This window comes from Paenibacillus piscarius, assembly GCF_022234545.1.
GTDB lineage: Bacteria > Bacillota > Bacilli > Paenibacillales > Paenibacillaceae > Paenibacillus_AQ > Paenibacillus_AQ piscarius.
On sequence record NZ_JAIEUI010000004.1, the window covers coordinates 371,529 to 392,366 of the forward strand.

Sequence of the window (20,838 nt, forward strand, 5' to 3'; positions counted from 1 at the left end):
TTAGGTTTATGATTAGCATATAAGATCAAGGATGCAGGGAGACATAGACCATGAAGCTGAACCTACAGAGACCCCAGAGCCGTTATATACTCATTATTCTAATGCTGCTGTTCTGCCTGCCTGTTCCCCTCACGCTGAAGCTGATGAAGCCGAAGCTTGCAATTACCGCCATAGACGGCTCCAAGATCACTACCGACGCCTATACTGTGACACCGGATCATCACCTGCTGCTGTCCCGGGAGATCGCGGAGCAGGCCTTTCGTGCCCGGATCGCCATGGAGCCTCCCGCTCCGCTTCCTACAGGAATCTACTACAGGGACCAGGTAGCGGTCCTGATGTACCATCATCTTGCCGAGCAGCCCTTATCGCTGTATCCCGGCGTCCTGACCGCCGCGCAGTTCGATGAACAGATGCAGCTGCTGAGGCAGAACGGATTCCATGTCATTACGATGCAGCAATACCGGCAGTTCATGCTGGAGAACGCTCCGGTTCCCGATAATGCGGTGCTGCTGACGTTCGATGACGGGTACGAGAGCTTCTATAAGCTTGCTTATCCCATTCTGCAGAAGTATGGCTATACCGCCGTCAACTTCGTGATTGTCTCGGACGTGGACCACCCCAGCCCGCATCAGGTGCCTAAGCTGACCTGGGCGCAGATGCGGGAGATGAAGCACGCGGGCATGGGCTTCTATAATCATACGTACAATCTTCATTATTATGGCATTGTTGATGCTGAGGGCGGCAAGCGTCCGGCGGCAAGCGCCTTGCTGTACATCCCGGATGAGAACCGCCATGAGGTGAACGAGGAATATTACCGGAGAGTGACAGCGGATCTGGCTCTGGCCGAACGCAGGCTTAAGGAAGAGCTGGGGAACACGGACTCCGCCATCGCTTTCCCTTACGGCTCCTATAATGACAGGCTGCTGGAGGCATGCGACTCTCTCGGCATCCGGCTGAAATTCAATATCGGGCTGGGCTTAAGCTCAAGAATGACGCTGAACGCGCCGCGCATTAATGAGGGCAACCGGACGCTCTCTCCGGCGCTGGCCATCGGCCAGCTCAAGCAGCTGGAGCCGCAGCCGGAGCTGACCGTGAACTCGCTCAAGGTTCCTCTGGCCGGAACCAAGCCGCAGCTGGGCAAGGGCCGGATCATGATTCCGGCGGATGCGCTCGGCAAAGCGCTGGGCGTTGAGATCCGCTACAACAGCAGCCATCATACACTGGAGATAATACCAAGCCGCCCCGGCGCAGCGGTCAGATCATCTTAACCGCCTCGCGGGCCGTAGGCTGGCGGCCCAGGGTAACCCGGTTCTTCCCGGCCGCCTTGGACCGGTAGAGAGCCTCGTCCGCCTCGCGGTACAGGTCCTCGAAAGTCACATCCTTCCGCTCCGTAAAAGCAATGCCGATGCTGACCGTAAGCCGGATGGAATAGCCGCCGTCCAGCTTGACGGTATGCCCGCTCATGGCGGCGCGGAAGCTCTCAGCCTCTTCCAGAGCCGCCGCCTCGCCGGCAGCGAAGAAGCAGACGGCGAATTCTTCGCCGCCTACCCGGCCGGCAATCCCTTTGTTATGGTAGATCTGCATAATCCGCCCGGACAGGTCCATCAGCGCCTGATCCCCGGCTATATGCCCGTATGTATCGTTAATGCTTTTGAAGTCATCGATGTCGAACAACAGCAGGGCCAGGCCATCCCCAAACTGGAGGGAATAATTCTGCACCAGCCGCATGAAGTGCCTGCGGTTATAGAGCCCGGTCAGATCATCCACGGTTGCCTGATATAGCAGCTCCTGCTCATACCTCTTCTTCTCACTAAGGTCGGTGAACACAATCAGCATCCCCGAATTTTTCGTCCTCACCCGTTCCATAGCAATCAGCGCGACGCCGTAGCACAAGCCGCTCCTGCCGGGAGGCTCAATTTCGAACTGGCCCTCCCTTCGGCCCATGTAATGGGCCGAGAGCTGCCCGTACTGGCGTAGCAGCGGCCGGATGCTTGCGCCCATCCAGGTCTCCGGCTGCTCCTCCGCCAGCTCGGCAAGCATCTCTCCCGCCGCTGTATTGATATCGATAATGTCATCGTAATGGTCGGTCAGGACAATGCCGTCTTTCATATTCTCAAAGATTTTATTCTTGGCCAGCGGATATAAGGAGAGTCTGGGATCACGGAACAAGGTAAGGTAGGCGGCGATGATGGGAGGCAGATAGGTGAATGCCGTGAAGCCAGTAAGGGTAATCCGCAGCAACGGCAGCAGGAAGATGGAGGCAACCGGAACCAGCAGACTGAGCAGCAGCAGCAGATGATGGCGGAAATGGTATTTGGGCGCGTTGAGGAGAGAGATGGCCAGCAGATAAACCGCATACAGCCCGAACAGCTGGTCATACGCGATGAAGATCATACTTAAGACCGTAGGCTCCACAGCAATCCCGGTGATTCCTGCTACGGTAGCCAATCCGACCCCGCTGCGCATCAGATGGTGATACGAGTCCGTGTAGATGAGAAGCACATCGGCCACAACCGGCAGACAGAACAGAAGCAGCCTCCCTTGCAGGCCTTCTGAGGAGCGCGATACATACTCTTTAATGACAGCATATGTGAAGATGGTGCTCAGAAAAAGCGGGCCCTGCTGCATATTCTTCCACCAGAGCTTCGCCTCAAAGGAGCCGGACAGAATCTCTCCTGCCGTGGCAGCAAAGACCAGACTGACCAGCAGCATCAATATCCATAAGCTCCCTCTTCCGGGAGTGTGGCGGTGCTTGTAGGAGCCAATGCCCATATAGAGACTGAGAACGCTGCCCATTATGAGATAGAACGGATAACCCTGCATCCACGGCATGTCAAATTTCTCCTATTTTCAGATCACTTGGCCTTATTATATCCTACTCTTTCGCACAAATGAATGACTCTGCCAAAAAATACAAAACGCAAAGAGGATATTCCGTGACCATTTGCATGGGTGGGAATATCCTCTATCGCAGGAGTACCATTATTTCTTCTGGGCAAGCCGTTGTTTGAACTTGTCAACACGACCGCCAGTTTCGGTATCTCTTTGTTTGCCTGTGTAGAACGGGTGGGATGCAGAGCTGGAGTCTACACGGATCACCGGGTAAGTGTTGCCGTCTTCCCATTCCATCGTTTCAGCAGAAGACTTGGTGGAGGAGCTAAGGAACTTGTAGCCTACGCTGGCATCGAAGAAAATAACCTGTTGGAACTTAGGGTGAATGCCTTGTTTCATTTGGAATAACCTCCTTTCGGTGCGGATACAGCTTGAAAGCAGTTATTGAAGCCATCTCTTAGTCTATTGGGTCAATTCCGCTTAGACGAAGGGAGATACGTAAATCTTCCGATTTTTACACGCCATACTATCATACGTGAAACCCTGTCCTGAGTCAAGGCCTAAATCCCTGGAACAGCTTCTGCCTTACACATCTATTACACGTCGTATTCCAGCTGCTTCTTGGCCTGGACAATGAAGTCGAGGGGGTTCTCAATCTTGTCCGCCTTATACTCCACCGCGCCGATCTTCAGGCCCAGATTGACCTTGTATTTACCGGAGAATTCCGTATCATTCAATTCCTGCAGCCGCTGCTTGATCCGCTCAATCACAATCTTGGCGCCCTCACGGTCCGTGAACAGCAGCAGCCCCCAGGTGGCGTCCTCCTTGTCCAGCAGATACAGCGCATCGTTGGTGCGGATACTGGACTGGCTGAGCTGGGACACATCATAGATGGCCTCGGAGAGCTGCTCCTCCGGAATCAAGCGGCGGATTTCGCTCCAGTACTTCACCTTCACGACCAGCAGGGTCAGCGGGATATGGTAACGGGTGGAGATTCCGGTGAACAGGCTGGCATCCTTTTGAAAAGAAATGCTGTTGCGCAGATCCGTATTCTCATCCACAGCGGCCAGATTGGCCGTCCGCTTCAGTAGCCGCTCATTCTCCGCCTGCAGCTCGCGGGTATGGGAAGTGAACACCCACAGCACTACCGTAAGCAACGGGGTCATAATCAGCCAGAAGTACGTATCGACCCCGATAGACGCGCCCTGGGATACTGTCTGGTAGACCACGAAGAAGCCGTAGCCGAAGATGAACGCCAGATTCAGGGTGAGCCCTGCGGTGACCGTGGTGAAATAAGTGACCAGGGCCAGGATGAACGATACATTAAGAATGATAATATTCTGAACGTAGCGGTCCGGAGAGCCCGCGATATAGACGATGCAGGCGAAGATCAGGACCAGAAACGCCAGGAAGCCGAGATCCGACGCCAGACTGCTGCGGTTACGTCTCACGCTTGATCACCCCGCTTCTTCTTATGTTTGCGGTAGAGCAGCAGGAGGGACACGATCACCAGCGCGACAATCATAACCGCCGCCGTTACGAAGCCCAGCACATCCGTGCGCTCCAGCGCCCTTGAGACCAGCGAATTCGAGGCTGCACCGGAGATGGTCTTGAAGCGGTACGATTGGACGGTGCCGTCCTTGTCCGCCACCACCCCGTCACCATAGACCTTCCACCGGTCCTTCTGGCTGCCGAGCAGCTTGGAGACGAGGAAGTTGCTCTCAGAGCTTACAGCCGTCACCGCCAGCAGGCCGCGCCCGCCCTCATAAGGTGATTCCAGCAGCTGCAGGGTGCCGATCCCGGCGCCATACTGCGTCTCAATGGCTAACTTCTCATTGGACAGCAGGGTCATGCCGTCTTTGCTGAACTTGAAGAAGAGCTTGTCATTGTTGTCGCGGATAACCTTGTTATTCTTATAGGTGCCGATAGCAATAATGTTGTTGTCCTTCAGATTGTCTGCGGCTGCATTGTCATTATAGTAATGGACATCACCGGTATTGCCTCCGGCAAACTGCCCCAGCATGTTCAGAAGGTTGCCCAGGCTCCGGTAGGTGTAATCATCCCGTTCCTGCGGCAGCACCACCGCCACCCGGTTGAAGATACCGTCGCGCACGAACGGATAAGGGTAATTGCCCAGCAGCAGATCGGTCCGGTCCTTCGTGTTCAGACGCATCGCCGATTCCTTGCTGATGTAGGCCCATGGCATCTGCTCCCGGTTCGGTGTGCAGAGCACGCTCGCCAGCTCTAAGTCGAAGGCCACCGTCACGGTGAAGTTGCCGGAGATGTTCAGGCTCTGCGGCACATTCAGATTCAGCACATCCCCGTTCGCCAGCTCCTTCGTCAGCTTCTTGCTGCCGATCGGCGTGTTGTTGATGCTGACCGTCACCAGGGAACGGTTGAAGTCCAGATTACCTGCATAACGGAGGTCCAGGCTGATCCGCCCGTCATCTGCAATGGAGCGGTTGGACGGCAGCGACACGAAATAGGTCTGCTCCTGATGATTCGGCCCGCTCAGCTTGTCGCCGGACTCGGTGAAGGTGATGTTCGTGCTGATCGGGGGCGCAGCCTCCACGACATCGGTGGCATCATTCACCACCTTCCGGTCCCGGCTGAGCTGGCTTACCAGCGTTCTGCTTGCCAGCAGACGCCCGGCCTTAATCAGCAGGCTCTCATCCTTGGAGGTTACGACCAGCGTAGGCCTGGACTCCTTATTGACCAGCTCGATGACTGCATGCTTGCCCAGATCATTCTCTGTGCTTACCAGCTTCTTCAGCCTGTCCGGGAGGTGGTCATACAGGGCCACCAGCACGACGGCCTCCATATCGGCTGCGGTATCCTCACGGTATGGCAGCAGCGGGATGGTCCGGTCATTCAGCGTGTTGCCTTTGGCAAATCCGGCGAGGGCATAGGTAGCGCTCTCCAGCTCCGCTCCGCTGGCATTCTGCGGCACGGCCAACAGGCTCTTCCCCTGTCTCACCGTATCCATGCCCGAGAATCTGGCGCTGAAATCCTCAATTCCTCCGGTAATCGGCTTGGCTGTATACCGCACTGCAATATTGGAGGTGTTGAACAGATGCAGCCAGCTGTCCTGCATATCATCCAGATTACACAGCTGGTACCCGCCCGAGGATGTTCTCAGGCTGCCCTGGATGCTCAGTGTGTTGCTGCCCTCCCTGAGGAAGCTCTTGGGGGCGGTGAGGCTCAGGCTCTGCTCCCCGTTATTATCACGGGACGGCCGGAAGGAATAGAACGGGATGCCGTTCAGCGACAGGGTCACGCTGGAGCGGGTATCCTCATTCAGCTGGGAGGACTGATAATGCAGGTTAATGGTTACCTGCTCCACATCCCAGTACTTCATGACCGTGAAATATTGCTGCTGGGAGCTTGAGCCCCGCAGGGAGATTTCACTGCCTGTAAATGAAGTTTCATAACTCTGCCCGGCTTCGCCCGGAAGAGCTGCCGCTGCCGGTGCCGGAAGCGGGATGAGAAAGAGAGAAAGGCACAGCAGTATTGTAAAGATCCGTTTGATGGTCATATTCGGTATCTCCTGTTGTCTTATTTCTCGACCTCCGGTGCTCAGTACCGCTCGGTCTTATACCATTTGGCTTCCCGCTTGAAAATAACATCCTTGAGATAGTTGTACAGTCCGTAGGCTGCAACCACCATCCAGAGCTGGCAGTACGACACATACATCAGTAATATAATCCACAGGTTCGACAGGCTCATCTCCCCCTTCTCCGTTGTCAGGGTCACGAAGATCCCGACCACGAACAGCACAATGGCAAGGAGCCACAGGAAGCTGCTGAGCCCGGCAATGGTGGTATGGACATATCCCATCGCATGAAGGACCAGCAGCGTATCAGAGGTAAGCAGCGAGATCAGCAGCAGGAAGTAGATAGAGACATAATAGAGAATATCGAAGCGGATCTTCGCCGCCTTCCGGTCGAAGAGCAGCGGAAGGTTCTTCACAATGACATAGATATTGCCCTTCGCCCAGCGGGTCCGCTGCTTGAACCACACCTTGACGGTCTGCGGCTCCTGCTCCCAGGTGACCGACTTGGGCTGGAATTTGATCCGGTAGCCCATCATATAGATGCGGAAGCTGATCTCCGTGTCTTCGGCGATCGCCTTCACATCCCAGCCGCCGATGCTCTCGACAATTGAGCGGCGCATAATGAAGTTGGTTCCCGGAATCGTACAGAGCTTGAAGAGCTTCCAGCGTCCCGCCTGGGCCATCCACTGGAAGCTCAGGGTCTCAATATTGATGAACCGGGTCAGTAGGCTGGCATCGCGGTTACGGGTTCTGAACTTGCCGATGACCGCTCCCAGCCCTTCATCATGGATGATCTCGGCGACCAGGTATTTCAGTGCGGTGCGCTCCGGTGTATTGTCCGCATCATAGATCGCGATCAGCTCGCCCCTGCTGCGGGCGAAGCCGATGTTCAGCGCATTGGATTTGCCTTTGCCGCCGGTGACGGCATCGGTGTTAATAATAATCAGATTACGCTCCGGGTTCCTCCGCTGGATCGCCGCCAGCAACTCCGCGCTGTGATCTGATGAATTATCATTAATGACGATAATCTCATACCGGTCGTGCGGGTAATCCAGCGCCAGCAGGGACTCGACGGTCTGGCCGATCACAATACCCTCATTGTGGGCCGGAACCATAATCGTGACCATCGGATGCTCCCCAGAAATTTCCGGCGGCGGTTCATTCTCAGTTGCAATATAATATAGATACCCCGCTATAATCAGTGTCACATTCACCAGCAGCAGGGACCAGATGCAGATGACCGCAATGACCATCAGCACGTCTGAGATCGTCATAGTATTCTCCTAATGTCGTATAAATTTTCCGCTATGGCCTATTCAAATATTTCCTGCGGTACAGCCTGTACCCCACCGCGAGCAGGCCGCCGAAGAAGAGCAGCGACGCCAGAATAACAACGATGAAGAACTGGTTCTGCACACTGAACAGCGTATTGAAGCTGGTCTCCTGCTTCTCCTGGTACTGGTAATCTCCAGCCACAGTCTGCGGCTGGTAATCGATCCCGAGCAGACTGCCGTCCACCCGGATTACCCCATCCGAGGCTTCCACATGGTGGAGATCGGTCTTAACACTGTGCGCCTCCTGCTTATAGTCGGCGAAGGTGTACCATTCCGCACCCAGCTGCTGCAGCATGTCCGTAAGCCCCCGCTCATCGCGCGGCAGGTCCAGGGTCACCGCCGCATTCAGCGGCAGCTGCGGCATCGCCTTGCCTGCTCTGCCGATGCCCTGCAATAATTGCGGCGGCAGGCTGTACAGCGCAGAGGCGAATACCGCCGAGGTATCGGTCTGCTCCATATACCGGGCTTCCTCATCGGGATAGAGAACCGCCGAGCTGAAGAACCCCATGCCGGCGGTGGAATACTCCTTGTCATAGGTCCAGTAATCCTCCGCCGCAACACCCAGCGGCGCGACGCCGCCCTCCACCAGAACATTGATGAACAGATTCATTTTCCCGTGCAGGGAACGGTCGCTGGTATTGATCGGCGGCCTAACGGCCGGCACATTCACCACAATGCTGCCGTTGCGGGATTGCACGGTCCGCAACGCCTCCAGGTACCGCTTCATCGCAGGGAAATCCGTATTGCCGAACACCGGCCGGACGCTGGCAATGAAGGGGATGCCGCTGTTATACAGCCGCTCAGCCATCTGCTCCAGCAGGTTGAGATCCGAGAACGGATAGATCTCTTTGATGACAAGATACAGCTGAGGCTCGGCGGCAGATTTGAGCCAATCCTTCAGTACATAACCCGCAGCGATGGCGGTGAAATCCCCTTGCTTCAGATAAGGCAGATAGGCGGCAGTGCCGCGGCTTGCCGCAAAGGGGGCCTGTACGCTGCGGTCTGCCGAGGACCATTCCCCATAGGTTCGCCCCCCGGCTGAGGCTGCAATGTAAGGCATCCCTTCCACCGGAAGCGTAACCCCGGTGAACCGGCCGATAGACAGGGTGGCACTGGCGCCAGTCCACACCCCGGTCTTCAGCCCAAGCGCCTGCTGCACGCGTACAGGCGGCCTGTACCCGACATGCAGGATAGCACCCCGGTAAGCAGCGGCATCCTTAACATAAGCTGCATTCGTGATCTCCGGCTCCTTCTGGTTGACAATAGTAACCACGCCGGAATAGCTCTTGAGGCTGCCCGGCTCATAATCAGACAGATGCTTCACTGTAACGCGCGCACTGTAAGCGGCCAGCAGCCGCTGCAGCTCCGCTATATTGCCTTGTCCGCCTGCCCCTTGGGCCAGGCTGTCGAACAACAGCAGGATATGCGGTATCTCCGCCGCAGAAGCGGCCGATACCGGCCTGGCCGGCGGCAGCAGCACACCGGCCAGGAAGATCAGCAGCACCATGATTACGCTTGTTCGTTTCAAGCGCCCACTCCTTTGTTCAGGCTGGAATAATCGCCCGCCGGCAATGCAGGCGGAGCGGCCGGCAGCGTCTTCTTCGCAGAGAGTCCGCGGCCGATCACACTGGCTGCCGCCTGGAAGCTAATCAGGTCGAAGGCCAGCGTGAACAGGAATTCATGCTTGGCAATATCGGCATCCCCGGCTCCGATAATGGAGACCACAATCCCCGACAGACCGGCGAGCATGGTAGCCAGAATCACAAGCAGCCGCTGCATCCCCCGGTAGTCCTTCGCGCGGAACGCGCTGACGAAGGACGGCATGTAGACGCCGATAATGACCGCCATCCAGAGCAGAATGAAGGCGAAGGGGCGGGGAGCAAGCTGCTCCTTCAGCGAGCTGTACAGGCTGAAGAAATGGCTATGCGCCCGGAACTCCTTGCCCACAGACTTCTCATAGTTCCCCATAGCTGCCGGCTTGATGGTATAAGCACTTTCGGCAGCCGTGTCGAGAATTGAACCAAGCTGGTCCGGGTGGGTCATATAATATTTCATTATGGAGACGAAGCCGTAGCGGCTATAGAATTCGTTCTCCAGCAGATCCGACTTCACATCCACCGTCCCGTATTGGTCATAATAGGTATTGGATTTGAGAATCGCGAACTGCTCGTTAATGCCGAAGGACTGCAGCGCCTTCTCCGGATTCTCCGACTCCATCAGCACCCCGCGTGTCATCGCATGATATTGGTTAATATTCACGAATTCTTTGGAGATATTAAGATAGGTCGCAATACCGGCGAACATCATCAGCGCAGCCGACACCAGGGTAACCGTGCGGAACAGCTTGTCCCGGCGGATCCAGAACAGCGGAAGGGAGAGCAGGGCGATGACCATCCCCACCGGAGCATTCTGCTGCTTGGAGGTCGTAAGAATCAGCGTGCTGATCAGCAGGACCGCAAGCATGGCATAATCGTTGTAACGCTTGCGGTAGAGCAGCAGCCAGGAAGCGAACACCATCATCATGGTCACCATCACCAGACTCTCTCCGAAGAAAGAGCTGAAATAGGCTGTATACGCCGTATCCCCGAAAATGAAGACAGCAAGGGCCGCAACCGCCATCCCCCGCTTAGCGGACATCTTCAGCGTGATCGCTTCAACCAGCAGGTAGACAGCCGCAGCATACAGCACCGTATAGATGGCCGCCTGGAACCGGATATCGAACACTTCCTTGCTGAACAGCAGCTTATTGATCCATATCGCCAGCTTAATGAACAGGGACTGGGACGATACCACCATGGTGCTGTTCTCGTTGAAGTACTGGAAGATTCCGAACTGCTTCACGAAGTAACCGAAGTACTGGCTGTCATAGTCAGGGAGATTGAAGTATAAGCCGTTACTATATATTATCCGGTAAAAGTCACCGTTATCCGCCATCCCTACATAAGGAGACGTAAACAGTGCAATCACGGTCACGATAAGCACACCGAAAGCGGCGGCAAACGCCGGAGTAATCCGGATGCCGGCAAGTGTAATGCTTGGCCGGGTGGACAAGGATGTGGTCTCTAAGTTGTTTATCAAGCTGATTCACCCCGTTATATTATTGGGCCTTATAGGAATACGCCAGCAGTGCCATCAGATTATCAAAAGAGTATGCCTGCTTCCCCGCAGGATCGCCGAATCCCCCGTACAGCGGACTTGCCGCATCAGTAACTCTGAATTCATTCATTCTTGCGATGCTGGACTGATAGAGTGAGCTGTCGTCCAGTTCCGCGCCAATCATGGCCGTAAGCGCATAGATCGCCGTAGACCGCACATCATTCATCGGCTCGCCGTCACGTGTGTACTTTCCATACAGCGTTCCTGCTTCAACATGCTCTGTAATATAGCGGATGCTTGCCGGCTTCTGGAGACCAAGCTCTGCCAAATGAAGAATCGAGAGCAGAGACTCTACCGTATTGATACCTTCCGAGCGGTATTGCTTCGTGCTGTAATCAAACCGGGTCTCATAGAACGGGAACGAATCGGACAGATATCCCTCCTCCAGAATACCAGTCATATTATGGAGCAAACTCTCTCTTGATTCGCTAGATATCGACAAATTCTGCATCACACCCAGATCAATATAACACAAAGTTACGAATCCGTTGACCACTTTGAAGAAATTGTCATAGATGTCATAAATGTAACCATTCTTCGCGTTGTTTTTATAGAAACGAATACCATATTTCTCAGCTTCTTCAGTATATTCCGGCTGGCCGAATTGCTGCCCGGCTTCATACAGTGCACCGATCATCCGCAGGTCATCGACCGCCGCATTCACGGGATAGCGCTTCTCCAGCTTGGGGCTGAAGCGGTAGCTGAAGCCGCCCTCCATATCGAAGGTCCTGCGGGCCAGTGCCCATTGCCGGCCGAACCGCTCCTGATCGCCCATCCGCACCGCCGCCTCCATCATCAGGGAGGCAGACTCGCTCAGCACCTCATGGCCTGTAGCCATTTCTGCCGACTCACCAGTCTCCTGCAGATTCGTGTATACCCCGTGGGAGCCCATAAGCTGCGTATCTATGAAATGCAGTAATTGCTGCTGCTCCGGTCCGGGTTCACGCTGCACCTCTTCCGGCCGGGTGCTTGCTGCCGCGGAGGCTGCTGGTGTTCCAGCCGGAGGGACTGCGTTCCCCCCGCAGGAGGTGAGCAGGAGCACCGTCATGCCGAGCGCAGCCATTGTGCTGAATCTATATCCCAAGTGGTGTCACATCCTTACCAGACTACTTCGTAATAACGCATATTAATATAACGGTAATTATTGTCACATTCTTTACTGTTTCTGCGAACAATATGTGTCTTTTACACAACAAAAAAAGCTGCTCCTGTGTCATCAAGACCGGAACAGCTCCGTGCGTCGTATATTTATTTTCTCTAACTCTGGATTATTCTCCGGTACGTCTCCTCATCGGCCACAATATAGAGTCTCGCGTCCGCCGGAATCCGCTGGTCCAGCTTGCGGTTAATGCCGAGATCACCGCGGTCGGACAGCAGGGTTGCCCCCTGCCGGAGCAGGTCCTGAAACGCATCCCCATAGGTGCCCCAGCCGCTGCTTCGGGGAATCTCATAGATATCGTCGCCGTGCTCCCGGCTGAGCAGCTGGTGAATGACCTCGGCGTTCCCCTCCTGGAGGGCCGACCGGACCGCCAGCCGGGAGATGGCATCATGCGAGAGCACGAACTCGTTCACCTGCACATGCTTGAAGTTCTGAATATTCTTCTCCTGCATAATCTCCACCGTAGTATGTACCTGCGGGGCGATCCGCTCAATGCTGGACGCAATCAGCAGTGTCTTGCCGTCACTTAGCGAAGCCTCATCGATTCGGGTATCGCTGAACACAATCGCCGCCCTCGCGCTCCCGATATTCGCCTTCAGCAGGATTTCGTCACTTGCGGCATCCCCGCTGATGAAGTGGACCTGCTCCAGCTCCTCCAGCGGATGACGCCCGTTCTCATCGATAATCACGATCCCGCATCCCTTGTCATAACACAGAATCTCATCGACTGCCGCCTTCGTCTTGCGGTTCCAGTTAATCAGCACTACATGATTATGCCCGTGAAAGGTCAACGTTCCGGCTCCTCTCCTGCGCTGCATTTCTCCCATGGCATCAATAATCTTGCCAATGACCAGACTGAGCAGTCCAATCCCGAAAATGTACAGGAACATCGTAAATATTTTGCCCGTGGACGTAGTGGCAAAGTAGTCGCCATAGCCGACCGTAGCCATCGTGGTCATGACCCAGTACAAGGCGTTGAACCAGCTGTGGAACGTATCAGGCTCCAGCAAATAGGCGGTCGTCGCGCTCAGAAGAATAAATGCCAGAATGACCAGCGCTATAGATTTCTTCCTCAAATGCAGCAGCTTGCCGGACAACCGGATCAGAAAGTGCAAAGCTCATCCCTGCCTTCAGGTTATTGAAGCCTCTCCTGTTAGATAATCAGACTGCTGACAGCAAAGGCGGTTCCGATGAACACCAGGCAGAGCGTAAGGCCGACAGCGACATTCGCCTTCTGCAATTGCTCTGAGATCCGGAACCCGGGTGTGAACAGCTCGAACAGCCAGTAAGAGGCAATCAGGCAGACATACCCGACAGCGAACCACAGCATCATGAACCAGATCGAGGTGTTTGTATACGCTGCTACACCAAGGATAATCGCCGTAGCAAGGAATTTGCCGCCAAAAGCCAAAGCTACCGCCACATTCCCCTTCTTCAGCTCCTCCATGTCCTTAAATGGGGTCATCAGTGTGAAGACCACCATACCGATCACCTGAAGCAGCACAATGGTCAGAATACTGACAACCAGATTAATTGCAATCGTCATTTAGCCCACCCCCGAAATTTCGCATAAGCCGAATCATAGTCGGCAAAATCATGTACTTCCTCCAGCACTACGGAGACCGTTTTCTGCTTCTCTAGCAGAGTGTAACGCTTGTCGTCAATCGGCTGCTTCACCCGGTTGCCGGAGGGCAGCTCGATGACGGCGAAATTTCTGGTTTTGTTCTGATACTGTGTTTTGTAGACGCCGACCAGATCGACATCCGTTGTGATGGAGACCTTCAGATTCGCCAGATCCTCCGCTGCCGTCTTCTGGTCGGCATAGGATTTCAGCGTAGTCCAGCTGGACAGCTTGACCTCATTCTTCTGGTCGGCATCAGTAGTCAGCTCGGCATCCATGAACTGGAGCGTCCAGACGGTATCCCCTGTGGCATAGTTCCCGTCGTTGGGAAGCAGCTCATTATCCGGCAGAATGGTCATATCGCTGCCGACGAGATCCCCGACCTTGCCTTCCACCACCCGGTAGTCCCACGGAACCCGTGATACACTCTCTGTCGTATCCGTCCCGGTATGAAACACACTGTTGCTGTCCGCTGAACATGCACTCAGCAGCAGAACTGCCAGCAGCAGCATGGCGGTCAGCAGCCCGCCCCGGCTTCCCCCTCCGGGAGCATGCCCCTTACTACTCTTGAACATCTTCAAGCCCCCTCACTCCTAGCGCGATAAAATGGCTGGCATTGCCTGTAATCGGCCCGCCGGCCCGGCCGAGCAGCCCGCAGGGCTCCCCGTTGATGACGAACATGCCGGTCAGCAGATGCAGCTCTCCTTCGGGTGTCATAATCCGGGCCATGTCTGCCCGCTTCTGGTAGACCACCGGGAACAGCTCGCTGCTGTCATAGCCTGCTTCATCCTCGATTTCCAGCTCCCCGCTGTCGCTATAGATCCGCACAGAACCGCCCTCGCGGCCGAATACGGACTTGGATACAAAGCTCTCGGAGAATACCGCCTTATTATAGGTTGGCAGGATATAACGGGCGATTGTCTGCCGCTCCTCTTCACTGAACAGCAGGCCAAGCTCATACATACCCCAGACCGCTGCAATCAGCCCCTTCGACTGGAGAATAATGCTGTGCGGCCCGTTGAACAGCTGCAGCTTCCCGGTCTCAACGGCATAGGCCAGCGCGTCACCGCCTTCATCCACCGACATCCATTCCTTCGGGTACAGGGCAAACATCCGCTCAATCCCCCGTCCCTCTGCATCCTTGACAACTCCCTCGTCAATCCACAGATCCAGGCAATCCACGCAGCGGACATCAAGTCCGCTATGGGCGGCAAGCGCCTCAATCGTCCCGCTGTCCTCCTCGTGGCTGCCATAATCGATACAGGCTACGGTGTCGGGCCGCTCCACACTCCAGGCGGCAGCAAGCTGCTGCTTCATCGCCCCGTTCGCGCTGCCCACCCCCGCCTGCTCACAAATCCACGGTGTAGCAATGGAGGCTTCCACATATCCGGTCGGCGTATCTGCGTTCAGCTCCAGCAGCTTAATGGTCCCGTCACCGGCAACGGCAAAATCAAACCGCGCATACCGGCTGATCTTCCCGGGCTCCGGCAGCGGGCAATCTTCAAGCATCTGCCACAGGACCGGAGGAATGCCCAGCAGATCATACAGGTCTTGCCGGTGGTGGATGTAGCGCACAGCCTTATCCAGGATCATCCAGAGCCGGGTTGAGGCTTCCTTCAGCTCCTCGTAGGTCTTGCGCCGCATGACCGCGACTGCATCCAGCCAGTATTCCTCCTCCTCCAGATCGGCCCACGTGAAGCCCAGCTCATGCAGCTGCCGGACACGCGGCTCCCGCTCCAGTGCTGACTGGTCGATATATTCGAATACGCTCTCTGCCTGGCTCATCCGCCGAAACCGCTCTTGCCGGATCTGCTGGAGCTTTTGCCGGAGCTTATGCCGGAACCCGACTTGGACTTGCTGGAGCCCAGTCCGCTGGAGGTGCCGCCGATGCCGCCCGATTTGGAGGATTTGTTCCTTCTCGTGATGGAACCGGTGGATGAGGTGGAGGTCTTCGGCTTCACTACCGAGCCTGCAACGGGCTTGTTCTGAAACCGTCCGCTGTTGTAGGTTGGCGGTTTATAGGTAGTCCGTGTGCCTCCATAATAAGTAGGCCGGTCATTGTACCAGCCGCGTGAAGAGTAGTAGGAGCCGTTATTGAACAGCATGTGATACAGCAGCACATCATCCCAACCGAAGCCGGAGCTGTATCCGCCGTAATTGTTGATGACCGTTGTGCCGCCTGAGGTTACAGCTCCCTGGCCCTCCTGAATGGTCTCCTGCTGGCTCTCATCCGGGTATGGAATATTCCAGTCCACATTCTTGTCGAAATACGCCTTCACTTCCTCGGTAGACCACGAGACCAGCTTCGGCTCCTCAGCGCTGCCTCCGCTGGCCCCGGCGCCTCCGGGAACAAATAACGCATTGGCCAGCAGGGCAATCCCGAGCGAGGTGGACAACACGCGGACCGGCTTGCCGTCCGGGGTGAACAGCCGGCTTACCGGGGATTCTTTAGCATTCTCTTCGTCTTTGGCCAACTTGGGCCCTCCTTCCCTCATATTCATGCTATTCTTCTGTACGCATCGGAACCAGCAGCAGCTCCAGCGTCCCTTCATCCACATTCAGTCTGCCTTCAACTGTCTCGAATTCACGGCCGCCCACCACAATATAATTCACATGCTCCAGAGCTGTAATCATATTCATACTCCAGACGCGCTCCTCAATCCGGTTCAGACTGCCCTCCGGCTGCTTCTCGAACAGGATGACTCTCATGCCGTTATCCATTTCCATCCCCATCTCCTCTTTGAACACTCGTATGCTTCTGATACGCTGCTTAGACCGCATCGTTCCAGGTTTCGCTCCCTGGAAGATTCTCTCTTCAGATCAACTAAATTCTATGCCGGACCGGTGCGTTTAGCAATCGGAAATCACGAAAGGGACAGCTCCGCTTCACAGTACCCGCTGTACCCAGCTGTCCATAACCTGGTCCGGACGTATGCCTAAGTCCCGTTCCAGCAATTCCTTGTATTTATCGTAGTGTGTCCTGAATCCGATGAAATCCCCCAGGTCAGCGTAGCTCCGCAGTATCAGCCTGCAGATCTGGTCCGAATACGGATCTGCGGACTGCAGGTCCAGCAGCCGCTCCAGCGCCTGCCGCGGCCGTCCGGAGGCTAATTCGTATTCAGCAGAATGCACTGCCATACGGATATACCGCACCTGCAGCTCCTTGCGCCGGATCTCGGCCCAGTCATAATGATGCTCGTCCAGATAATCTCCCCGGTACAGCTGCAGGATGCTCTCGCGGCTCAGCCATTCCGCTTCCGATTCCACAGGCGTACCGGAATACCCCTGCTCGAACTCTTCCACATCAAGCATGACCTGCTCCTTGGTCAGCCTGTACCGCTCCTGTGAGAATTCAACCAGAATGTCCATCTCCCATGCCTTCAGCAGCTTGCGGATATGATACACAGTGGTATGCAGATTCGTAACTGCCTTCTCCGGCTTGAAATCCGGCCAGACGAGATCAACGATCGTATCCTTCAGAATCCACTGGCCGCGGTTATGCAGCAGCAGGGCGAATACCTCCTGCGCCTTGCTCGTCCGCCACTGCATCTTGCGTCCCGGCTGTGTGCTGTCCACGAACTCCAGCCGCTTGAAGCAGAGGATCGACAGCTGCTTCCCGGCCGATTCAGCCTCTGGCGGGGGCGGCAGGGATGGCGCAGCCTCAGCATCAGCCGCAGTCGGTACGGCACGGGGCTCCAGCCGCTCCAGCGTCTTGCTCAGCCGCTGGGAGGTTACCGGCTTCAGCAGGTAATCAACCGCATTTAATTCAAACGCCTCAATCGCATACTCGCTATAGGCTGTAATATAAACGATCCGGGTATTGCTGTTAAGACCGGCAATATACTCTCCGGCCTCCAGCCCGTTCATTTCCGGCATGCCGATATCCAGGAAGACGATATCGGCCTGCTCCCGCTCCAGATGCGCAATCCCGGTCCGCGCCGAGGTGTATTTTCCGCTGATCTCAAGGCGCCCATCCTTCAGGAGCAGGCGCTCCAGATGCTGCAGCGCAGGCTTCTCATCATCGATCAGTATTGCTCTCATCGCAAGGACTCACCTCCTGTTGCCTGTTCTTGAATTCTGCTATCTGGGAATGATATAAGATATGGATGTTCCCCGGCCGGGCACACTGTCAATCGTCAGGCCCGTTCCGTACATTCTGTGCAGGCGGCGCTGAATATTCCGCAGGCCGATGCCGCCCTCCTTCCGTTCCTCCGACAGCACCTCGGCAATCCGCTCCGGCGTCATGCCGACCCCGTTATCCTGAACGGCTACTCGAATGCTGCCGGGCAGCAGCTCCACAGACAGCTGCACGGTGCCGCCGGCCTCCTTCTGCATCAGGCCGTGATTCACGGCATTCTCGACAATCGGCTGGATGCTCAGCGGCGGAACCATCCCCATAATATCGTCCGGCACATCATATTCGATATGAAGCCGTTCATCGAACCGTGCCTGCTCCAGCGCCAGGTAAGACTGGACCAGCCCCAGCTCCTTATCGATCGGAACCGTCTGTCCCCGGTTCTGGAAGTCGAAGCTGCTGCGCAGATACTGGCTGAGGTCCAGCAGCAGCTCCGTTGCCTTTTCCGGGTCCTCAGGACATACCGAAATAATGGCATTAAGAGCATTATACAAGAAATGAGGCTTAATTTGGGCCTGCAGAAAAGCAATTTCCGCCTGAACAGAGGCACGGATCGACTTACGCATATCCAGCAGGGTCTGCACGCGCGCTTTGAACTCGCGCAGCTCCACCGGCTTACTCAGATAATCATTCGCCCCCGCCTCGAAGGCGGCCAGAATATCATCAGGGCGGCTGCTGGCCATCAGTACCAGAATCGGCAGCTCCGACAAGGCGAAGCGTTCGCGGATCGTTTTGCAGAGCAGCAGCCCGGGCAACTCCGGCATCACCCAGTCAGCAATAACCAGATCAAGCTCAGGATGCTGCTGGATAATATCAACCGCCTCCACCCCGCTGCTGGCGGTTATAACCGTGTGGCTCTCCAGCTGCAGCACTCCGGTCAGCACACGAAGATTGACCGGATCATTATCCACGACCAGAATGGTGCAGCAATCGTCTGTCAGCGGCTCCGGTGAATCTTCAGGAAGCTGAAGCGCGGCGGCGGTCTCCCATCCGGCTGATTCCGGGAATTCGGCCTGCAGCGCATGGCTCCGCCGCAGGATAGGCTGAGTGAAGCGGAAGACGGAGCCGTGGCCCACCACCGAGTGCGCCTCAATCTCCCCGCCGGTCAGCTCCACCAGCTTCTGGGTAATGCTAAGCCCAAGCCCGTTCTCCCTGTAGACCTTGTTCGCTGCGGGGCCGACCGGATCATAGGCATCAAATATGCAGCGCAGCCGCTCCGGGGCTATGCCCTGGCCGGTGTCCGTTATAATAATGGCAACATACTCTTCTATAACCTCAGCGGACAGGGTTATCACGCCCCGTGGGGTATAATTCACCGCATTTGCGAGTAAATTATGCAGAATCTGCGCCAGACGCTGCTCATCCGTCTCCAGCAGCGGAAGCTCCCCGGGCAGATTCAGCCGGAATTCCAGCTGGCTGTTCCCATAGATCTGGCGGGTCACCTCCATGATGGAGGAGGCCGACATCCGCAGGTCAACCGCCTGCCGGCGCAGGGAGAGAGAGCCGTGATTCAGCTTCGCGAAGTCCGACATATCATGGATCAGAGCGGTCAGCCGCTTGCCGGTTGAGACAATGGTGAGCAGCTGCTCACTCTGGGCGCTGCTGACGGAGCCCGCCGTACCCTGGACCAGCACCTTGGCCAGGTTGACAATACCCTGCAGCGGTGCGCGCAGCTCCTTGGAGGTATCGGAGATGAAGTCATCCTTCAGGCCGTCCAGCGTCAGCAGGCGGCGGGACAGCTGCTCTACCTCCAGGAAGGAGGACGAGTACTTACGGGTCATCACAATCGCCTGAATGAATCCGAACAGGACAATCTCATAGGAGATGATGAAGTAGCTTAAGTTCAGACCCATGAAGCTGATCAGATAATAGATAATGACGACGCTGAGACTCTCAATGCTGACCATCATGAGGAACATATTCCTGGTATTCTTCCGGGTGCCCTGCACCATCGTGTAGAGGACGAAGCCGATACTTACAGAGCCCCAGGTCAGCAGCAGGCCTTCCAGGTAGCTGAACAGATAAGCCGGTACGAAGACGGCAATCAGCAGCAGCAGTGCCGTAATTAGCCTGGAGGCCTTGATTACTGCCATCGATATAGGATAATTCACAGAGTTGGCGACATAGTGCAGCAGATAATAGTAGACCAGCGTGGATGAGGCTAATTGCAGCTTAAGGATAACCTCATAGGGGAAGCCGGGCAGCGCCCAGGTGATGAGCTTCTCGCCGTGCGTCAGAACGTAGACAAAGGCCGCGATACAGAACAGGCCCAGATAGAGTGTAACCCCCCGGCTCTCCCTGACCCTGGAGAACATGAGCAGGAATAAGGCGAGCACGAAGAAGCCGATGAGCGAGGCTCCGTCCACGAACAGGGCAAGCTCCCTGTGCTTCAGGATTGAAGCCTGGTCACCAATGACAATCGGCTGAACGATGCCTCCTGAGGAATAGCTGTAATTAGCTACCTGCACGATGATCTCCATCGTATCCCCGGTTACCGAAGCGAAGCCCATAAAGGGAGCATTGTTCTGCCTTCCCTGGGAAGCGGAGGCGGCCGGTGTACCGCTGCTGCCGAGCTCCTGCCCGTTCAGGAAGACTCTGCTGGCACTGCGGATGTTGCTGGTGCGCAGGCCATAGACCACAGCTTCTCCTGCGGTAATTCTGGCCTGAAGGCGGTATGTAGCGTATCCTTGGGCTGCGGGCTTGTCTTGCCCGGCCAGGTCCTCATTCCATTTCCCGGGAACCCGGGCAATTGCAGATACGGCCGGAGCGGACCACTCCCCGTCCCCGGGCAGGAAATCCTCGGGCGAGAGCAGGGCCCCGCGGTACATCTCCCATTCGCCGTTCAGCCTCACGACACCGTCACGCTGGAAGTCCCAGGTCCGCAGATCGATGAAGCCCTGCCGGGCCTGCGGCATGGTCGTTTCCCGCGGATGCAGCGACTGGAGCACCAGAATGAGCGGAACAATTAGCACCAGCACCAGACTGCCGAGAATACTCAGCCAATACTTTCTCATAGATCCTCTGCCATTCCTTTCTAGTTGTCATTGT

17 protein-coding genes are annotated in these 20,838 nt (G+C 56.0%); 1 reads left to right on the forward strand and 16 read right to left on the reverse strand.

What is annotated here, in order from left to right:
* Window positions 1-50: 50 nt before the first annotated feature.
* The gene (locus K1558_RS09890) at window positions 51-1,268 is read left to right on the forward strand and encodes a polysaccharide deacetylase family protein (RefSeq protein ID WP_238651388.1); all 1,218 of its coding nucleotides are present in this window, start codon (window positions 51-53) and stop codon (window positions 1,266-1,268) included.
* Here the strand turns inward: K1558_RS09890 and K1558_RS09895 are convergent.
* The 16 genes from K1558_RS09895 to K1558_RS09970 form a co-directional block, all read right to left on the reverse strand.
* On the reverse strand, window positions 1,255-2,832 hold the full coding sequence (locus tag K1558_RS09895) for a sensor domain-containing diguanylate cyclase (protein ID WP_238651389.1): 1,578 nt from the start codon (window positions 2,830-2,832) through the stop codon (window positions 1,255-1,257). The genes K1558_RS09890 and K1558_RS09895 overlap by 14 nt on opposite strands.
* Before the next feature lie 150 nt (window positions 2,833-2,982).
* Window positions 2,983-3,231, reverse strand: a complete 249-nt coding sequence (locus tag K1558_RS09900) for a type B 50S ribosomal protein L31 (protein ID WP_238651390.1) — start codon at window positions 3,229-3,231, stop codon at window positions 2,983-2,985.
* 197 nt (window positions 3,232-3,428) lie between these two features.
* Window positions 3,429-4,283 carry a diguanylate cyclase domain-containing protein gene (locus K1558_RS09905; RefSeq protein ID WP_238651391.1) on the reverse strand — a complete coding sequence of 285 codons (855 nt, stop codon included), beginning with the start codon at window positions 4,281-4,283 and terminating at the stop codon, window positions 3,429-3,431.
* Complete coding sequence (locus tag K1558_RS09910; RefSeq protein ID WP_238651393.1) at window positions 4,280-6,367, reverse strand: cellulose biosynthesis cyclic di-GMP-binding regulatory protein BcsB; 2,088 nt, start codon at window positions 6,365-6,367, stop codon at window positions 4,280-4,282. Before K1558_RS09910 ends, K1558_RS09905 begins: the two co-directional genes overlap by 4 nt.
* Window positions 6,368-6,408: 41 nt before the next feature.
* Window positions 6,409-7,659, reverse strand: a complete 1,251-nt coding sequence (locus tag K1558_RS09915; protein WP_238651394.1) for a glycosyltransferase family 2 protein — start codon at window positions 7,657-7,659, stop codon at window positions 6,409-6,411.
* A gap of 31 nt (window positions 7,660-7,690) precedes the next feature.
* A complete protein-coding gene (locus K1558_RS09920) occupies window positions 7,691-9,247 on the reverse strand; it encodes a hypothetical protein (RefSeq protein WP_238651395.1) in 1,557 nt (518 codons plus the stop codon).
* A complete protein-coding gene (gene wsfD / locus K1558_RS09925) occupies window positions 9,244-10,797 on the reverse strand; it encodes a glycan biosynthesis hexose transferase WsfD (protein ID WP_238651396.1) in 1,554 nt (517 codons plus the stop codon). The genes K1558_RS09920 and wsfD overlap by 4 nt, the downstream gene beginning before the upstream one ends.
* 19 nt (window positions 10,798-10,816) lie before the next feature.
* Window positions 10,817-11,959, reverse strand: a complete 1,143-nt coding sequence (locus tag K1558_RS09930; RefSeq protein ID WP_238651397.1) for a glycosyl hydrolase family 8 — start codon at window positions 11,957-11,959, stop codon at window positions 10,817-10,819.
* 173 nt (window positions 11,960-12,132) lie between these two features.
* Window positions 12,133-13,149: a potassium channel family protein gene (locus K1558_RS09935; RefSeq protein WP_238651398.1), complete on the reverse strand. Its 1,017-nt coding sequence runs from the start codon at window positions 13,147-13,149 to the stop codon at window positions 12,133-12,135.
* 38 nt (window positions 13,150-13,187) lie between these two features.
* Window positions 13,188-13,580, reverse strand: a complete 393-nt coding sequence (locus K1558_RS09940) for a DUF350 domain-containing protein (protein ID WP_238651400.1) — start codon at window positions 13,578-13,580, stop codon at window positions 13,188-13,190.
* Window positions 13,577-14,230, reverse strand: coding sequence for a hypothetical protein (locus K1558_RS09945; RefSeq protein WP_238651401.1), 654 nt, complete (start codon window positions 14,228-14,230; stop codon window positions 13,577-13,579). The genes K1558_RS09940 and K1558_RS09945 overlap by 4 nt, the downstream gene beginning before the upstream one ends.
* On the reverse strand, window positions 14,217-15,440 hold the full coding sequence (locus tag K1558_RS09950) for a glutathionylspermidine synthase family protein (protein ID WP_238651402.1): 1,224 nt from the start codon (window positions 15,438-15,440) through the stop codon (window positions 14,217-14,219). The genes K1558_RS09945 and K1558_RS09950 overlap by 14 nt, the downstream gene beginning before the upstream one ends.
* Window positions 15,437-16,129: a hypothetical protein gene (locus K1558_RS09955; RefSeq protein WP_238651403.1), complete on the reverse strand. Its 693-nt coding sequence runs from the start codon at window positions 16,127-16,129 to the stop codon at window positions 15,437-15,439. The genes K1558_RS09950 and K1558_RS09955 overlap by 4 nt, the downstream gene beginning before the upstream one ends.
* A 28-nt stretch (window positions 16,130-16,157) precedes the next feature.
* The gene (locus tag K1558_RS09960; RefSeq protein ID WP_238651501.1) at window positions 16,158-16,376 is read right to left on the reverse strand and encodes a hypothetical protein; all 219 of its coding nucleotides are present in this window, start codon (window positions 16,374-16,376) and stop codon (window positions 16,158-16,160) included.
* Between the two features lie 165 nt (window positions 16,377-16,541).
* Window positions 16,542-17,696 carry a response regulator gene (locus K1558_RS09965; RefSeq protein ID WP_238651404.1) on the reverse strand — a complete coding sequence of 385 codons (1,155 nt, stop codon included), beginning with the start codon at window positions 17,694-17,696 and terminating at the stop codon, window positions 16,542-16,544.
* A 39-nt stretch (window positions 17,697-17,735) separates the two neighbouring features.
* Entirely contained in the window at window positions 17,736-20,804 is a 3,069-nt protein-coding gene (locus K1558_RS09970) for an ATP-binding protein (RefSeq protein ID WP_238651405.1), read from the reverse strand.
* Window positions 20,805-20,838: the final 34 nt, after the last annotated feature.